The sequence below is a fragment of the Enterobacter sp. E12 genome (assembly GCF_014596715.2).
GTDB classification, from domain to species: domain Bacteria; phylum Pseudomonadota; class Gammaproteobacteria; order Enterobacterales; family Enterobacteriaceae; genus Enterobacter; species Enterobacter bugandensis.
Map to the genome: position 1 here is coordinate 1,867,980 of NZ_CP115601.1, position 15,305 is coordinate 1,883,284.

Below are 15,305 nucleotides of genomic sequence, written 5' to 3' on the forward strand. Positions count from 1 at the left end.
TCTAGCGGCTCTCGGGTCGCCAGATCGAAAGAGGAATGCGTTATGTATTATGGATTTGATATTGGCGGCACCAAGATTGCGCTCGGCGTGTTTGATAAAGACCTCAAACTGCAGTGGGAAACCCGCGTTCCCACGCCGCGTGAAAGCTACGATGAATTTTTAACCGCTATTACTGCGCTGGTGGCGCAGGCGGATGAACGCTTTGGCGTGAAAGGCAGCGTCGGCATTGGTATTCCGGGGATGCCGGAAACCGATGATGGCACGCTGTATGCCGCCAACGTGCCTGCCGCCAGCGGTAAACCGCTCCGCGCCGACCTCTCGGCCCTCCTTGAACGCGACGTGCGTTTAGATAACGATGCCAACTGCTTTGCCCTCTCTGAAGCCTGGGACGATGAATTCCGCCGCTATCCGCTGGTGATGGGGCTGATCCTCGGTACCGGCGTAGGCGGGGGGATTGTCATCAACGGCAAGCCGATTACCGGGCGCAGCTACATCACCGGGGAGTTTGGTCATATCCGTCTCCCGGTGGATGCGCTGGAGGTGGTGGGGCGTGATTTCCCGCTGACCCGCTGCGGCTGCGGCCAGCACGGCTGTATCGAGAACTATCTCTCAGGACGCGGGTTTGCATGGCTTTACGAACACTTCTATCATCAGAAACTTGAGGCCCCTCAAATCATTACCCTGTGGGAGCAGGGGGATGCGCAGGCGCGTGAGCACGTCGAGCGCTATCTGGATCTGCTGGCGGTGTGTCTGGGAAATATTCTCACCATCGTCGACCCGGATCTGCTGGTGATCGGGGGAGGGCTGTCAAACTTTACTGCGATTACGGAACGGTTGTCCGGGCGTCTGCCCCGACATTTATTGCCGGTCGCCCGCGTGCCGCGCATTGAACGCGCGCGACACGGGGACGCGGGAGGCATGCGCGGAGCCGCATTCCTTCATCTCACCGATTAGTTTACGAGGTCTTTATGCTGTCGCGTCGCCAGGGTCGACTCAGCCGTTTTCGCAAAAACAAACGCCGCTTACGAGAGCGCTTGCGCCAGCGGATCTTTTTCAGAGACAGAATCATGCCAGAAGCGATGGATAAACCCAGAGTGGTGGTACTGACCGGGGCGGGGATCTCCGCCGAGTCAGGAATTCAAACCTTCCGTGCGGCAGACGGGCTGTGGGAAGAGCACCGCGTCGAGGACGTGGCGACGCCGGAAGGCTTTGCCCGCGATCCGGATCTCGTGCAGGCGTTTTACAACGCTCGCCGTCGACAGCTTCAGCAGCCTGAGATTGCGCCGAACGCGGCGCATCTGGCGCTGGCGAAGCTGGAAGAGGCGCTCGGGGATCGTTTTCTGCTGGTGACGCAGAATATCGACAACCTGCACGAGCGGGCCGGTAACAAGAACATCATCCACATGCATGGCGAGCTGCTTAAAGTTCGCTGCGCCTGGAGCGGCCAGGTGCTGGACTGGAAAGAGGACGTGCTGCCAGAGGACAAGTGCCACTGCTGCCAGTTCCCGTCGCGCCTGCGTCCGCACGTGGTCTGGTTTGGCGAAATGCCGCTGGGGATGGATGAGATCTACAGCGCGCTGGCGATGGCGGACGTGTTTATCGCTATTGGCACATCAGGGCACGTTTACCCGGCGGCGGGGTTTGTTCACGAAGCGCGACTGCACGGGGCGCATACGGTGGAGCTCAATCTGGAGCCGAGCCAGGTGGGCAGCGAGTTTGAAGAGAAGCAATATGGTCTGGCGAGCGAGGTGGTGCCAGCGTTTGTAGATAAGCTTCTGAAGGGGCTGTAAGAGTAACGGGCGACGTTGCGTCGCCCGTTATGTATTGCATTAACGACCTGCTTTTAACTTCTGATAATACTCTTCGTAAAGGCGGCTCGCGTCGCCTACATCGTTCTGCCATTCTCCTTTGCTGATGGTTTCGGCATCCGGATAGAGTGACTTATCGTTAGCCACGTCAGGCTTCAGCAGCTTGCGGGCGGCCAGGTTTGGCGTCGGGTAGCCAATCGTCTCAGCAACCTGTTTCGCCACGTCCGGACGCAGCAGGAAATTAATCAGCTTCAGCGCACCGTCCACGTTCTTCGCGTTGGCTGGGATCGCGAGGCTATCCATCCAGAAGATCCCGCCTTCCTTCGGCCAGACCACCTCCAGCGGCGTCCCGGCCTGACGGGCAACATACGCAGAGCCGTTCCACACCATCCCCAGGTTTACTTCGCCTTCCATATACGGGTTTGCCGGGTTATCAGAGTTGAATGCCGCCACGTTAGGCATCAGCTTTTTCAGCTCGTTGTAAGCCGCGTCGATCTCTTTCGGATCGGTGGTGTTACCGGAATAGCCAAGTTTACGCAGCGCGATCTGGAACACTTCACGCGCGTCGTCGGTTAACAGCAGGCTGCCTTTGTATTCCGGTTTCCACAGATCGGCCCAGCCGGTGACCGTTTTCGGATCGATTGCCTCGCTGTTCACGCCAATCGCCGTCGCCCCCCAGATATACGGAATGGAGTAGTCGTTATTCGGGTCGAACGGCTTGTTGAGCATCTCAGGATCGAGGTTTGAAAAATTAGTTAGCTTCGTTTTGTCGATCTTCTGGATCATGCCCTCTTTGCGCATTTTGTCGACAAAGTAGGTGGAAGGAACCACCAGATCGTAGGCGCCGTCCTTGTAGGTTTTGAGCTTGGCATACATGGTTTCATTCGACTCATAGGTCGAATAGATAACCTTGATGCCCGTCTCTTTGGTGAACTGCTCCAGCAGGCCCGGCGGCACGTATTCCGTCCAGTTGTAGAAGTAGAGCGTTTTGCTGTCATCAGCGTGCGCGGCACCCATGCCAAGCACCAGCGCCGCAGCGGCGAGCATTTTTTTCATTTCATTGTCCCCTGAGATTTTGTTTTATCACGAGCAATAACCTGGCTGGCGATCACCAGAACCAGCGAAAACAGCAGCAGTATGGTTGCCAGCGCGTTCACCTCCGGTGAGACGCCAACTTTTACCATCGAATAGATCTTCAACGGCAGAATTTCGTAGCTCGGCCCGGTCACGAAGGAGGAAACCACGACGTCATCCATCGACAGGGTAAAGCTGAGCAGCCATCCGGCGGCGACGGCAGGCATCGCCAGCGGCAGGATGATTTTGCGCAGGATGATCATCTCGCTCGCACCCAGATCTTTCGCCGCTTCCAGCATGCGCACGTCGAACCCTTTCAGACGCGCGTAGACGGTGACCACCACAAACGGCAGGCAGAAGGTGATATGGGAAAACAGCAGTGACCAGAAACCAAGCTGTACGCCCAGCAGCATAAACAGCACCAGCAGCGAAATCGCCATCACGATGTCCGGCGACATCATCACTACAAACAGCATGCCGCTGACGAACGGCTTGCCGCGAAAACGGTAGCGATACAGCGCCACGGCGGTCAGCGAGCCAATCAGCGTGGCGAAGGTGGCGGAGACGATCGCCATCGTCAGCGAGTGCTGTGCGGCCTGCAGCAGGCTGTCATTGTTCATCAGCAGGCTGTACCAGTTGGTGGTAAACCCCTGCCAGCTGATCCCGAACCGCGAGCTGTTAAACGAGTTCACGATCAAAATGATAATCGGGATATAAAGGTAAGCGTAAATGGCGGTCATAAAACCGCCGCGAAGCAGTCGACCGATCATTCGAGTTCCACCTTCCTGTTGAGCAGGCGAGAAGCGCGCCAGTAGACCAGCAGCATCAGCCCCATCACCACCGTGAGCGTAATGCTGGTCGCGGAGCCGAACGGCCAGTCGCGGATGTTCAGGAACTGACTCTTGATCACGTTCCCAATCAGCAGGTTTTTCGCCCCGCCCATCAGGTCAGAAACGTAGAACAGGCCCATCGCCGGGAGCATCACCAGCAGACAGCCCGCAATAATACCGGGCATGGTCAGCGGAATGATAATGCGGATAAAGGTCTGCAGCTTGCTGGCCCCCAGATCTTTTGCCGCTTCCAGCAGCGGTTTATCGAGCTTCTCAATGCTGGAGTAGAGCGGCATCACCATAAACGGCAGCAGGATATAGACCAGGCCAATGATTACCGCACCTGGGGTAAACATGATGCGCACTGGCGTATCAATCACGCCCAGCCACAGCAGAAACGCGTTGAGGTAGCCTTTGGTGCTGAGGAAGATTTTCAGCCCGTAGATGCGAATCAGCGAGTTGGTCCAGAACGGCACAATCAGCAGAAACAGCAGCAGCGGGCGCACCTTTTGCGGCAGTCCCGCCAGGAACCATGCGAAAGGGTACCCCAGCAGCAGGCAGGCCACGGTGGCAATCAGCGCCATATTGAGCGAGTGCAGCAGCACGTCGAAATAGAGCGGATCGAGCAGGCGCGCGTAGTTGTCCAGCGTAAAGACCAGCGAAACGAAGTTTACATCGTCGCGGGTCAGGAAGCTGGTGGCGATGATCATCAGGTTGGGTAAAAAGACAAATAACACAAGCCAACCGACGATAGTGGCAATGACCACCTTCTGGAACTTACTTGTGTTCTTCATCAGCCAGCACAACCTCCCAGCTTTCTACCCAGTTGATAACCATTTTCTGGTCAAGAGAGTGGTCAAAGTCAGGATCGTCCTCGTTAAAGAATTCGCTGACCATCACCATTTTGCCGTTCTCCAGTTCCACAACGGACTCGAGGGTCATCCCTTTATAGTTACGTTCGCGAACGTAACCGATCAGACCTTCGACGTCGGCCGTGTCGTGGATCTCATCAACGCGGAGATCTTCCGGGCGCAGCAGGACGTTGAGTTTTTGTCCTTTCTCGACGGCAAAGTTCACGGTGATAATGCAGTCGCGTCCCTCGACGTTCGCGCGAACGCGCTGTGCATCCAGACGCTCAAGCACGGTGGCGTTGAAGATATTGATCTCGCCAATAAAGCTGGCGACAAACAGGTTTTTCGGCTCTTCGTAAATTTCACGCGGCGTACCGTCCTGTTCAATCTTACCGTCACGCATTACCACGATACGGTCTGACATGGTCAGCGCCTCTTCCTGATCGTGGGTGACGAAGACAAAGGTGATACCGAGCTTGCGCTGTAGCGCTTTCAACTCGTTCTGCATCTGCTTGCGCAGCTTGTAATCCAGCGCGGAGAGGGATTCATCCAGCAGAAGCAGGCGCGGTTTATTGACGACCGCGCGGGCAATGGCCACGCGCTGCTGCTGACCGCCGGAGAGCTGGTGGGGCTTTCGCTGGGCAAACGTCTCCAGCTGAACCATGCGCAGGGCTTCGGTGACGCGCGGTTCGATCTCATTAGCCGGGGTTTTTTGCATCCGCAGGCCAAACGCCACGTTCTCAAACACGGTCATGTGCGGGAACAGGGCGTAGCTCTGAAAAACGGTATTGACGTGGCGATCTTCGGCAGGAACCTGAGTTATGTCCTGGTTCTCAAGATGGATGCGGCCATTATCTACGCTTTCCAGCCCGGCGATAAGGCGCAGTACGGTGGTTTTGCCGCAGCCGGAAGGGCCAAGCAGCGTAAGAAACTCACCATCATTGATGGTCAGGTTGAGGTCGGAAATGACGTCTTTGCCATCAAAGCTTTTACGAATTCGTTCCAGTTGCACCAGCGGTGAACGAGAACGGGATTGTGTATTCAATTTTTGCGCTGTCCCATATAGACGCCTCAGGCAGCAGACTGAAGCGGGGTTTGTGTGTAACCACCTTGGTGACTCGTAATGAGGGCGGACATTCTACGGCAATCCCCCGTAATCGCCAATCCTTGTTACTGATTCATAAGCTACATTTATTAACGCATAAAGATATAAACGTAAAAAGTTCTCGTTTGCGGGATAAAAGTGACCTGACGCAATATTTGCGTTTTGATGCTTACTGATAATGTTGTCACAAAAAGTGAGGGTGACTGCATGGATAAATTACTTGAGCGTTTTTTACAGTATGTTTCGCTGGATACCCAATCTAAGCCGGGTGTCCGCCAGGTGCCAAGCACCGAAGGCCAGTGGAAGTTGTTAAACCTGCTTAAAGAGCAGCTTGAGGCCATGGGGCTGGTCAACGTCACGTTAAGCGAAAAAGGCACTGTGATGGGAACGCTGCCGGCGAATGTGCCGGGTGATATTCCGGCGATTGGCTTTATTTCTCATGTCGATACCTCACCTGATTTTAGCGGCAAACACGTGAACCCGCAGATCGTGGAAAACTACCGCGGCGGTGATATCGCGCTGGGGATTGGCGACGAAGTGCTCTCTCCGGTGATGTTCCCGGTGCTGCACCAGCTGCTCGGCCAGACGCTGATCACCACCGACGGCAAAACGCTGCTGGGGGCGGATGACAAGGCGGGCATCGCGGAAATCATGACGGCGCTGGCGGTGCTGAAATGTAAAAACATCCCGCACGGGGACATCCGCGTTGCTTTTACCCCAGATGAAGAGGTTGGTAAGGGCGCGAAGCACTTCGACGTGGACGCTTTTAACGCGCAGTGGGCGTATACCGTCGACGGCGGTGGCGTGGGCGAGCTGGAGTATGAAAACTTCAACGCGGCGTCGGTGACCATAAAAATTGTCGGAAACAACGTTCATCCCGGGTCTGCCAAAGGGGTGATGGTGAACGCGCTGTCGCTGGCGTCGCGTATTCATGCGGAAGTCCCGGCGGAAGAGAGCCCTGAACAGACAGAGGGGTACGAGGGCTTTTATCACCTCACCAGCATCAAAGGCACCGTGGACAGCGCGCAGATGCACTACATCATCCGCGATTTTGACCGTAAAGCTTTTGAGGCGCGCAAGCGCAAAATGATGGAGATCGCCAAGAAGGTTGGGAAGGGATTGCATCCTGACTGCTATATTGAGCTGATCATTGAAGACAGCTATTACAATATGCGCGACAAGGTGATGGCCCATCCGCACATTCTGGATATCGCCCAGCAGGCGATGCGAGACTGCGATATTGAACCGGTCTTAAAACCGATTCGCGGCGGTACTGACGGCTCGCAGCTGTCGTTTATGGGGCTACCGTGCCCAAACCTGTTTACCGGGGGCTATAACTACCACGGCAAGCATGAGTTTGTGACGCTGGAAGGGATGGAGAAGGCGGTGAAGGTGATAGTGCGCATAGCCGAGTTAACCGCTAAACGCTAAAAAAATGCCCGGTGGCGCTGCGCCACCGGGCATTGTCACAACTCAGTCCTCAAAGAACCAGTGCCCGCTGTTGACCAGCGCGGCCAGCATCGCGAGGAAGGATGGGTCTTCCAGCGCGTCGCCAAAGGTTTCTGCAGTCAGTACCATATGGCTGGCAATGGCTTCCAGCGCCGGGCGGTGCGGAGAGTCGAGCTTCTCACCGTTGACGAAGACCTCTTCACCAATGCGCAGCACGCGTAATCCTCCCAGACGAACCAGCTTGTCACCCTGCTGCAGCGCATCATAGATCTCATCTGCCTGATACGGCGGCTCCGGCGGTGCAACGTCCAGCTCGTGGCGTGACTGGCTGATAAATTCGCCAAACCACTGCCTGAAATGTTCCGGCTCGTTGATCAGATCCAGCATCATGCCGCGCAGCTTATCCAGCTCTTCTGGCACGATGTCTGCCGGATGCTCGCGCGCAGGCACATCCGGATCGCTGTAGCGATAGCTTCCCAGCTCGCGCTGCAGGACATAGTCGGCAAAGCCGCTGATCATCTCGCGGCCGCTCGGCGCGCGGAACCCGACAGAGTAGTTCAGCGAGTTCTCCAGGGAGTAACCTTCGTGAGGGAATCCTGGCGGAATGTAGAGAATATCGCCTGGCTCCAGCTCTTCGTCGATAATGCCTTCGAACGGATCCACCTGAAGCAGATCCGGGTGCGGGCAGTGCTGCTTCATCGGCACTTTTTCGCCCACGCGCCAGCGGCGGCGGCCCGTGCCCTGAATGATAAACACGTCGTACTGGTCCAGATGCGGACCCACGCCGCCGCCAGGTACGGAGAAGGAGATCATCAGATCGTCCATTCGCCAGTCGGGCAGGGCGCGGAACGGGCGCATTAGCGCGGCAGTCGGCTCGTGCCAGTGGTTAACCGCCTGCACCAGCAGCGACCAGTTGCTTTCGCCGAGATGATCGTAGCTTTCGAAAGGACCGTGGCTGACCTGCCATTTCCCGTCCTGGTGGCTGACCAGACGGCTGTCGACTTCGTTTTCCATGGCCAGACCGGCCAGCTCGTCAGGTGAGATAGGGTCGACAAAGTTGCTGAACCCGCGTTTCAGAACCACCGGGCGCTTTTGCCAGTAACGTTCAATAAACTTGGGCCAGTTAAGTGTTAAATGATAATCCATATTTTTTTATCCGCAGGCTCTTACTGACTCGGATTATAACGGAAGCTCAGCCCCCCGGCTGCGAGATCCTCGCATTTTTCACATAACGGGTTAACTATCGTCCGATGTGGGCTGCTGACGACCAAAAATCACTTCCATTCTGGCCCCGCCGAGCAAGCTTTCGCTGGTTTCGATTTTTCCGTCATACTGGTCGACAATCTCGCGGGCGACGGCTAAACCCACGCCCTGACCGGGGCGCAGCGTATCCGCTCGCTGACCGCGATCGAACACCACATCACGTTTATTAAGCGGGATCCCGGGGCCATCATCCTCAACGATAATGTGTAACTCGTTATCCGTCTGGCGCGCCGATACTTCAACAAACTCCAGGCAGTATTTACAGGCGTTATCCAGCAGGTTCCCCATCACTTCCATAAAGTCATTTTTTTCGCCTACAAAGCTAATCTCAGGCGAAATATCGAGACTGATGTTGACCCCTTTACGCTGATACACCTTGTTAAGGGCGGACGTGAGATTATCCAGCAGCGGGGCCACCGGGTGCAGCTCGCGGCTCAGGAGCGCGCTGCCGGAACGCATGCTGGCGCGGTGCAGATAGTAGCCAATTTGCTGCGAGATTCGGCTGATTTGTTCCAGCATCACCGGCTCGGCATCGTCGACGCTCAGCCTTGAGCTGCGCATGGAACGCAGGGTGCTTTGCATTACGGCCAGCGGCGTTTTCAGGCTGTGGGTGAGGTCGGTCAGGGTCGTACGGTACTTATCATAGCGTTCACGCTCGCTTTTCAGCAGGCGATTGAGGTTACGCACCAGACTGGTCAGCTCACGGGTGGTTTCCGGATTGAGCTTTTCACGATGATGTTCCTCAAGCTCGCGCACCTCTCGCGCCAGGGACTCAATAGGGCGCAAGCTCCACCACGCCGCCACCCAAAGCAGCGGGATCACCAGCAGCAGGTTTGCGGCCAGAACATAAACGAACCAGCCCCAGACCTTATAGGAACGTTTTAGCTCAACCGGAATGGTGTCGATCACCACAATGGTTAACTGCGGCATGTTCATGGTCGCCGGGTAGATATTGATCGCCACCGAGTGCGTCATTTCCGTCTCGGCATCGTCAGCCCGGATTTCATTGAGCTTTTGTTGCATCGAGCGATCTTCGCGAATCAGCGTGCTGGTGGTATTGAGATCGGCTTCTATCTCATGAAACCCGTTGGTTTTGAGCCACTCCGGACGAATGCTTTTCGCCAGCCACGGAATATCGCGTTGCGCCCAAAGCAACTTTCCCTTTTCATTGTAAATCAGGGCTAAAGTAGGACTCTGTTGATCCAGGTTCTCCGGCATTTCAACGGTGATGTGGTTGTCTTCCCATTTGGCCAGGGTATAAAAAAGATTACTTTCGCCGCGTAACAGTCGAAAGGTCGTTTTATCGAAGCTGACGCTGTAGCCCACCAGGGCGACCAGACCGTAGGAGAGCGACAGCACCAGCACCACCGCGGCCGTTGCCAGTAAAAAACGAACCCGCAGCGAGAGGGGCAGAATGTGGCGCAAAATCCGTCTCATTTAGCGTAATTCGAACAGGTAGCCCTGGCCGCGGACGGTCGTAATCACGTCCTGCGGATACTGCGCCTGAATTTTCTTACGCAAACGGCCCATCAGCACGTCTATGGTGTGACTCTCGCGCAGCTCAGCGTCAGGGTAGAGCTGGAGCATTAAGGAGTCTTTGCTCACTACTTTTCCGCTGTTACGGATCAGCGTTTCCATAATGGTGTATTCGAACGCGGTGAGCTTGATCACTTCATCGTTAATCGACAGCTCGCGACGGGAGAGATCCACCTGGAAAGGCGGAATGGAGATAACCTGTGAAGCCAGCCCGCTGTTGCGGCGTAACAGCGCCTGCATGCGCGCCGCCACTTCTTCAATGTGAAACGGTTTGGTGACGTAATCATCCGCACCGGCGCTGAGCACTTCAACTTTGTCCTGCCAGCCTTCGCGGGCGGTGAGAACCAGAACCGGCAGGGAAACGTCATGGCTGCGCCAGCGACGAATTAACGACAGGCCGTCTTCATCAGGCAGGCCTAAATCGACAATGGCGATGTCCGGCAGGTGTTCATTGAGATAATAATCGGCTTCTTTTGCATCTTCCGCATCATCCACCTGATGTCCCATCTCCTGAAGCTGAACCTTCAGGTGGTGGCGTAGCAATGCGTTATCCTCAACAACCAGTACGCGCATCATCTTTTCTCCCAGAATAAATAGTATGAATAGTTTAACGCTGATTATGGAGTTTGAAACCAGCGCTATGAAATTAAATGACTTTTTTCATGCTCCCTATGCCTTGGGGGCGTCCTGGGGGCAAAGCTGTCGGCATCTGATTGTTCAGCATGTTGACCTGATCCTGGTTCATATCGCCAATCCACTTCGAATAAACCTCATACACCATACGCGCATCCTCATGGCCCATCTGGCTGGCGATAAAGGATGGGTTCGCGCCGGCCATAAGCGTCCAGCAGGCGTAAGTGTGCCGGGACTGATAAGGGTTTCTCTCACGAATACCTGAAAGTTTAGTTCCCTGTCGGCAGCCATACGAAATCGAATTTTTAGAAAAGTAACTCTCATTCACTGAAGATTTCTTTTCCGGCGAAAAAACGAAACGCAGATTTTGTTGTTCGGTCTTGCCGATTTCGCGATGATGAAAAATAATCTGCTGGCGCGGGTTGTTGCCGGTGATTTCGTACTGCTCCAGCAGCGCATCATGCGCGGGCTTGAGCAACGTGATCGTTCTGATTCCCGCATCTGTTTTCGGCGGCACAAATACCCGTTTGTTTGTCAGACTCCTGGACATGTGAATCTCACCTTTTTTCAAATCAATGTCATCCCACGCCAGGGCGCAAATTTCGCCGGGCCTCATTCCCGTATGCACGGCAACGATGATGATCAAAGCCAGTTTGCGGGGAAGGGCTGCAATTAGCGCCTGGTACTCATGAAGTAGAAGCGGATCGGGGTCTGCCTTAGATAGCTTGAGCCTGGATACGCCCTCATAAGGAGCGTGTAATATAAACTGACTTCGATTCGCAAGCTTCAGCATTTCTGATAAAACAGCCATCTGTTTATTGACCGTTGAGGGCGCGCGCCCCTTTTTAACCAGGTTAGGCATAGAAGGGTTTAACACGCAGCCCGTCAGCGGCTCTTTGCGATAATGCAGTATGTCGGCGTGTTGAATATCAGCCAGGGGGGTATTTGCTCCCACTACACGCTTCAGGGTGTTAACTGCAGATGTGAGTGAATGCAGAGTAGCTCCTGACACCTCCAGTGCTTTTGTCTCGATGAAAAAATCGCTCAGCTCACTGAACGTCGCGATCCGCTTTGCTGATGAGAATTTTTTAAGGGCCTTTGACTCAGGGAAGCGCGCCGCATAGTCGAACTGGCCGAACTGGATCTCACTTACGATGACGGCGCGAAGGTTTCCCGCCTTCTTGATGCTGCTGTTGTTAACCACCCAGCCACGGAGAACTTCGCGGCAGCGAATGCCGCGATAGGTAAACGAGATCCTGATTTTTCCGTTATGAAGTTCAACGCCGGTTGGAAAGTTCATCATGCTTCCTGAATAAATCTATTAATCAGCGGAAAGTTGTACCAGACCAAAGAGCGTTTGCTTTCCCCACCGGGTACCGCGGGAAGCGTTGTCCCCGTAAGGATGCCGTTGCCGCATCGGGCTATGTGCGCTGGGATGGAATAAGCGGAACGCCGACGCTTCCCGCCGGTACGCAAATCCAGCGTGATGATCAGGTGACCTTTACCACCACGCAAACTGTGAAAGCAGCAGGTGGCGTGTTGCGCGTGCCGCTGGTGGCGGATAACCCCGGATCTGCAGGAAACACCGATGACGGCATTGCCTTACGCCTGGGCACGCCAGTTAGTGGCATCCCGTCAACGGGGTACGCCGACACGGTGGCAGGCGGCGATGACATTGAAGAGCTGGAGACCTGGCGCGCCCGCGTGATGGAACGCTATTACTGGATCCCCCAGGGCGGTGCTGATCCGGATTATGTCATCTGGGCAAAAGAGATTGCGGGTATCACCCGGGCGTGGACTCTCCGACACTATAAGGGGACCGGAACCGTAGGCGTCATGGTGGCAACCGGCGACCCGACGCACCCGGCACCGGGCGATGACCTGGTTCAGGCCGTCCGTAACCATATCCTGCCGTTGGCACCCATTGCAGGCGCAGGCCTTTTCGTTTTCGCGGCCACGGAAAAAGTAATTCCGATGACGATCGCGCTGGCGAAAGATACCGCAGAAATCCGCGCAGCCGTATCCGCGGAGCTGAATTCACTGATGCTGCGCGACGGTGTTCCTGACGGAAAAGTTTACCTGTCACGCATCAGCGAAGCGATAATCCTGGCAACAGGGGAGGTTGCTCACCAGCTGCGTGCGCCGGTTGCAGACGTTGCGCTGGGAACTACCGAATTGCCCGTTGTTGGAACCATCACCTGGGCAACCTATACGGAGGTGAGCAGCTGATGGCAATGCAGGATGAATATGAGCAGCTGCTCTACAGGTTGCTTCCGCCGGGTCCGGCATGGGAGGGGGAGATCCCGTTAATTGAAGGCCTGGCCCCGTCGCTTACGCGCGTGCACCAGCGTGCCGATGCGCTGATGAAGGAAATTGACCCGGCGCAGACAACAGAGTTGATTGACCGCTATGAAACCGTCTACGGCCTGCCGGACTCCTGTACCCCTGACGGGGTGCAATCGCTGGTCCAGCGTCAGCAACGTCTGGATGCAAAGGCCAACGTGGCGGGCGGTATCAACGAACAGTTCTACCGTAACCAGCTGGACGCGCTGGGTTATACCACCGCAACGATCGAACAGTTTCAGAACCTCGACAGCAGCCCTAACCCGGAATGGGGGGAATTCTGGCGCTATTACTGGCGTGTGAATATCCCGGCTGACGCCAACGTTAACTGGCAGACCTGCACCAGTGCGTGCAACTCCGCAATCAGAACCTGGGGCGACACGGTCGCTGAGTGCGTTATAGAAAAACTTGCGCCGTCACATACCGTCGTCGTTTTTGCTTACCCGGAAGGAACAGACAATGCATCGAATTGATACACCCACGGCTCAGGCCGATAAATTTGGTCAGGGCAAAAATGGTTTTACAAATGGTGAGCCGGCCACCGGCCGCCGTGCTACTGATCTGAACAGTGATATGTGGGATGCCGTTCAGGAAGAAATTTGTAACGCTATCGAGAAATCAGGCGCGGTGCTTAATAAAGGGCAACATGATCAGCTGTATCAGGCTATCGTTACGCTCATCACTGACCGTGTGCCGGATGCGCTTTTACGCAGCCAGAATCTTGCTGACGTGGTAGATAAAGCACTGGCACGCACTAATCTGGAGCTTGGAACGGCGGCAACACGTAACACAGCTGATAACAGCAACAATAATGCTCTGGTACCGGTTGGTTACAAGGGGAATTTTACAGCCGACTCGAATCACGGCGCGATTGATTTTGCGACTTACCCCTTTGTCGTCGGTGAATCACTGTTTATAGATACCCGTGGATGTACCAACACCCCGCCATTCCTGACGCAGGATTTTTACTATATCGATGTCGTATGTGCTACCGGCCCCGCTCAGGGGGGAAGGGTAAACCGGCCGTTAGTCCAGTTCGTGAGTTACACGAATTCGAAGTTGATCCTCGCCATTCGTGAGGATGATGGCAACAATATCGGCTGGCGGTATTTCAGGGCGGTGCAATACGATACTGATAATAATACTGTTACCATCCCTGGGGCGCTTAAGGCTGTCAATGGAGGTACAGAGCTTTCACAAAATGCGATAAATATTCGAGGTGCAGGTAATAAACACCTCTGGTTTTTTAATGCTTCCGGTGCAGAAATGGGGCTCGTTTATGCCTCAGATGATAAAGTGCTTCATCTTCGCGCAGCGCAGGGACCTTCAGTAGATGTTCAATCAAACGGAAACGTTGTTGCCCCAAATTATCTTGAGGCTAGGGATGATATTCACTCAGGGAGGAATATCAGCAGCGTAGGGCTGATTCAGGCGGGGGCGGGCCTGTACGACACACCGGGCGTTCGAGCATTCTCCCCAAACTATATGCCCACATTTCCTGTTACCAGCGTTAACGGGATGCAAGGGGCGGTCGTTATTGATACAAGTCCATATGCTCAATCGGCATGGGTTTCTGCAAATTTCTTGCAGGGTGGTGTCAGGTTAGCTTCACCTGGAACGGCAGATAACGGAAATAATGATGGTAACTTTGCATATGCTCCAGATGGGGCTGTAGTTACTGCTGTGATGCAAAAGACAAACTATACGGCAGTACAATTTCGATATATTCAATATAACATCAACGGCAACTGGTATACTGCACGGGTATCTTAATGGAAATGCAATCAGGCGTGTTTAAAAAATACAACCCATTAGAAATCTGGGGAAACTATACAGCGGAGCAGGTCGCTACGTTTTCACAATGTGAACTTGAATTATATTACATTGCAAAAGCTCCAGATATGAATGTCGTCTTTCTAAGGGATGAGTATGGAAATGATTGGTGTCAGTGGTTAAAGACGCTCTCCAAAAAGACTCTAAAAATATCATACAATCCTGAAACCAAGAAAATAATTCATTTTTCATATGATGCTAGTTCGATATTCCCTATTGATCAGATTGTAGTGGAAGTCTTACCTGAAAATGTACCAGATAGATTTGTTGATGCTGGAAATAATGCGTTTGGGGATTCTTTCATCTTTGATAAAGGGAAAATCATCACTGCACCAGTGGATTATGAGCTAAAAGCTCAACGCAAAAAACAGGAGTTATTAGCCTATGCAAATAATATAATTGAGCTTCTTAAAGATGCTATTGATTTAGGGATGGCAACAGAAGAAGAGAAAAATACTTTATTAGCGTGGAGGAAGTATCGAGTGTTTTTATTGCGCGTTGATACATCGCATATATCTAATATAATCTGGCCGATAACACCTTCATCATAGTTGCACGTATATATTAAGAAGCGCTGATT

14 protein-coding genes and 1 pseudogene are annotated in these 15,305 nt (G+C 54.1%); 7 read left to right on the forward strand and 8 right to left on the reverse strand.

Features of this window, described 5'->3' with window-relative positions:
- Positions 1–42: 42 nt before the first annotated feature.
- Together nagK and cobB are read left to right on the forward strand one after the other, a co-directional pair.
- Positions 43–954, forward strand: coding sequence for an N-acetylglucosamine kinase (nagK, locus tag IB212_RS08845; protein ID WP_028012741.1), 912 nt, complete (start codon positions 43–45; stop codon positions 952–954).
- A gap of 14 nt (positions 955–968) precedes the next feature.
- A complete protein-coding gene (gene cobB / locus IB212_RS08850) occupies positions 969–1,790 on the forward strand; it encodes a Sir2 family NAD+-dependent deacetylase (protein WP_041910499.1) in 822 nt (273 codons plus the stop codon).
- A 39-nt stretch (positions 1,791–1,829) separates the two neighbouring features.
- Here the strand turns inward: cobB and potD are convergent, their stop codons facing one another.
- From potD to potA, 4 genes are read right to left on the reverse strand one after another with little or no spacing between them, the layout of a single operon-like run.
- A complete protein-coding gene (gene potD / locus IB212_RS08855; protein WP_028012743.1) occupies positions 1,830–2,864 on the reverse strand; it encodes a spermidine/putrescine ABC transporter substrate-binding protein PotD in 1,035 nt (344 codons plus the stop codon).
- Positions 2,861–3,652 (reverse strand): spermidine/putrescine ABC transporter permease PotC, encoded by a 792-nt coding sequence (potC, locus tag IB212_RS08860; RefSeq protein ID WP_041910498.1) that lies wholly within the window; start codon positions 3,650–3,652, stop codon positions 2,861–2,863. The genes potD and potC overlap by 4 nt, the downstream gene beginning before the upstream one ends.
- Positions 3,649–4,506 carry a spermidine/putrescine ABC transporter permease PotB gene (gene potB / locus IB212_RS08865; RefSeq protein ID WP_188245807.1) on the reverse strand — a complete coding sequence of 286 codons (858 nt, stop codon included), beginning with the start codon at positions 4,504–4,506 and terminating at the stop codon, positions 3,649–3,651. Before potB ends, potC begins: the two co-directional genes overlap by 4 nt.
- A complete protein-coding gene (gene potA, locus IB212_RS08870; RefSeq protein ID WP_167401640.1) occupies positions 4,490–5,638 on the reverse strand; it encodes a spermidine/putrescine ABC transporter ATP-binding protein PotA in 1,149 nt (382 codons plus the stop codon). Before potA ends, potB begins: the two co-directional genes overlap by 17 nt.
- Positions 5,639–5,875: 237 nt before the next feature.
- Here potA and pepT point away from each other — a divergent pair, with 237 nt between their 5' ends.
- Positions 5,876–7,099 carry a peptidase T gene (gene pepT / locus IB212_RS08875; RefSeq protein ID WP_188245808.1) on the forward strand — a complete coding sequence of 408 codons (1,224 nt, stop codon included), beginning with the start codon at positions 5,876–5,878 and terminating at the stop codon, positions 7,097–7,099.
- Between the two features lie 42 nt (positions 7,100–7,141).
- On the opposite strand, the gene IB212_RS08880 is transcribed toward pepT, so the two are convergent.
- From IB212_RS08880 to IB212_RS08895, 4 genes are all read right to left on the reverse strand, one after another.
- A complete protein-coding gene (locus IB212_RS08880; RefSeq protein WP_188245809.1) occupies positions 7,142–8,263 on the reverse strand; it encodes a cupin domain-containing protein in 1,122 nt (373 codons plus the stop codon).
- A 90-nt stretch (positions 8,264–8,353) separates the two neighbouring features.
- Entirely contained in the window at positions 8,354–9,817 is a 1,464-nt protein-coding gene (gene phoQ, locus IB212_RS08885) for a two-component system sensor histidine kinase PhoQ (protein ID WP_041910493.1), read from the reverse strand.
- The gene (gene phoP / locus IB212_RS08890) at positions 9,818–10,489 is read right to left on the reverse strand and encodes a two-component system response regulator PhoP (RefSeq protein WP_025911763.1); all 672 of its coding nucleotides are present in this window, start codon (positions 10,487–10,489) and stop codon (positions 9,818–9,820) included.
- A 73-nt stretch (positions 10,490–10,562) separates the two neighbouring features.
- Entirely contained in the window at positions 10,563–11,849 is a 1,287-nt protein-coding gene (locus IB212_RS08895; protein WP_041910492.1) for a site-specific integrase, read from the reverse strand.
- A gap of 77 nt (positions 11,850–11,926) precedes the next feature.
- On the opposite strand from IB212_RS08895, the pseudogene IB212_RS08900 reads away from it, so the two are divergent.
- The 4 genes and pseudogenes from IB212_RS08900 to IB212_RS08915 form a co-directional block, all read left to right on the forward strand.
- A pseudogene (locus IB212_RS08900) lies at positions 11,927–12,778 on the forward strand (baseplate J/gp47 family protein); the annotation flags it as partial.
- The gene (locus tag IB212_RS08905) at positions 12,778–13,365 is read left to right on the forward strand and encodes a YmfQ family protein (protein WP_041910491.1); all 588 of its coding nucleotides are present in this window, start codon (positions 12,778–12,780) and stop codon (positions 13,363–13,365) included. The pseudogene IB212_RS08900 and the gene IB212_RS08905, both read left to right, overlap by 1 nt.
- Positions 13,352–14,665 (forward strand): hypothetical protein, encoded by a 1,314-nt coding sequence (locus tag IB212_RS08910; protein ID WP_051486103.1) that lies wholly within the window; start codon positions 13,352–13,354, stop codon positions 14,663–14,665. The genes IB212_RS08905 and IB212_RS08910 overlap by 14 nt, the downstream gene beginning before the upstream one ends.
- Positions 14,665–15,276 (forward strand): tail fiber assembly protein, encoded by a 612-nt coding sequence (locus tag IB212_RS08915; RefSeq protein WP_051486102.1) that lies wholly within the window; start codon positions 14,665–14,667, stop codon positions 15,274–15,276. The genes IB212_RS08910 and IB212_RS08915 overlap by 1 nt, the downstream gene beginning before the upstream one ends.
- Positions 15,277–15,305: the final 29 nt, after the last annotated feature.